Origin of the sequence: Helcococcus sp. KG196 (assembly GCF_046035495.1) — a bacterium.
Taxonomy (GTDB): Bacteria; Bacillota; Clostridia; order Tissierellales; family Peptoniphilaceae; genus Helcococcus; species Helcococcus ovis.
Map to the genome: position 1 here is coordinate 1 of NZ_JBFNFI010000027.1, position 2340 is coordinate 2340.

The window sequence follows — 2340 nt, forward strand, 5'->3', positions numbered from 1 at the left end:
ACTGATTCTCTGTCTCCCACATATCCTCTACATTAAACCTCAAAATCCAATATCAATCTACAGTAAAGCTCCACGGGGTCTTTCCGTCCTAGCGTGGGTAAGTTGCATCTTCACAACTAATACAATTTCACCGGATCCATTGTTGAGACAGTGCCCAAATCGTTACACCTTTCGTGCGGGTCGGAACTTACCCGACAAGGAATTTCGCTACCTTAGGACCGTTATAGTTACGGCCGCCGTTTACTGGGGCTTAAGTTCTAGCCTTCGCTTGCGCTAAGCCTTCCCCTTGACCTTCCAGCACCGGGCAGGTGTCAGCACCTATACTTCGTCTTACGATTTAGCAGATACTTGTGTTTTTGGTAAACAGTCGCTTGGGCCAATTCACTGCGGCCCTCTTATGAGGGCACCCCTTCTCCCGAAGTTACGGGGTCATTTTGCCGAGTTCCTTAACAATGGTTCTTCCGCGCGTCTTAGAATTCTCTTCCTACCTACCTGTGTCGGTTTGCGGTACGGGTGCTTTTGATCTCGATAGTGTCTTTTCTCGGCAGCTTGGTGTCACTTACTTCTCTACTTATATTTCGATCCCCATCACACTTCATCGTTACTCCGGGGATTTGCCTCCGGAGCCTAACTTTGTGCTTAGACACACCTTTCCATTCGTGTGCTTAAGTTAACCTTCTGCGTCAACACATCTCTTATAACGATCATTAGCAGTACAGGAATTTCAACCTGTTGTCCATCGCCTACGCTTTTCAGCCTTAGCTTAGGTCCCGACTAACCCTGAGAGGACGAGCCTTGCTCAGGAAACCTTAGGTTTTTGACGGGTGAGATTCTCACTCACCTTCTCGCTACTCATGCCAGCATTCTCTCTTGTGTACTCTCCACCTATCTTTCGATTCAGCTTCAACGTGTACACAATGCTCCTCTACCAATCTAGAGACGAGAAGTAAATTTTCTAAGTTCTGTTTATTTAATCCTTCTTTTGAAATTGTTTCTTATACTTTTTTCATCTTTGATTTTCGTATTTACATACGGGAATAATCTTTCTGATGTCTGACGTATGAAATTTTAATTTCGTCTTTTCTTTTTATATTTCTGATTAAACTTACTTTCCTTAAATCTTTTACTTCTTGTCTCTAAATTCCGTAGCTTCGGTATCATGTTTAGCCCCGTTTATCTTCGGCGCAACTCCACTTGACTAGTGAGCTATTACGCACTCTTTAAATGTATGGCTGCTTCTAAGCCAACATCCTAGTTGTCTGAGTAGAATCACATCCTTTCCCACTTAACATGATTTGGGGACCTTAGCTGACGGTCTGGGCTGTTTCCCTTTTGAGCGTGAAGCTTATCCCTCACGTTCTGACTGCTGATTATAATTATCTGGTATTCGGAGTTTGATAGATCTTGGTAACGTCAAACGCCCCGCGACCATTCAGTGCTCTACCTCCAGTAATCTCAAATCAACGCTAGCCCTAAAGCTATTTCGAGGAGAACCAGCTATCTCTGAGTTCGATTGGCTTTTCACCCCTATCCACAGTTCATCCGATATCTTTTAAACGATACCCGGTTCGGGCCTCCATTGAATTTTACTTCAACTTCACCCTGACCATGGATAGATCACCCAGTTTCGGGTCTATAGCATAAGACTCTCGCGCTATTCACACTCGGTTTCCCTACGGCTTCGTAACTTAATTACTTAACCTCGCCTTATACCATAACTCGCTGGCCCGTTCTACAAAAAGTACGTGGTCACAGATCCTGCCTGCTTCCACTGATTGTAAGCACAAGGTTTCAGATTCTATTTCACTCCCCTCTCGGGGTTCTTTTCACCTTTCCCTCACGGTACTCTTCACTATCGGTCATATGGTAGTATTTAGCCTTAGGGGGTGGTCCCCCTATATTCCCACCGAATTCCACGTGTTCGATGGTACTCTTTTATGCTACTTTATTCTATCTTTCGTATACAGGACCTTTACCTTCTATGGTTTATCTTTCCAGATAATTCTACTAGATATCCTAAAGCCTATGCAAATTTGGGCTCTTTCCTTTTCGCTCGCCGCTACTAAGAAAATCGAGTTTTCTTTCTCTTCCTCCGGGTACTTAGATGTTTCAGTTCTCCGGGTTTTCCTCCTATATACCTATGTATTCAGTATATGGTACATGACTCTTCATCATGTGGGTTTCCCCATTCGGATACCCACGGGTCATAGCTTGTTGCAGCTAACCGTGGCTTTCGTTTGCTAACGTCCTTCTTCGGCTCCATATGCCAAGGCATTCACCTTGCGCTCTTTTCTGTTTGACCAGAAATATTTCATAATATTTAATTGTTTTAGGTTCAAA

At 43.9% G+C, this 2340-nt stretch carries 1 rRNA gene; it reads right to left on the bottom strand.

From position 1 onward, the window contains the following. Positions 1-2302 (bottom strand): 23S ribosomal RNA (locus ABGF45_RS08280); the annotation flags it as partial. Between the last annotated feature and the right edge of the window lie 38 nt (positions 2303-2340).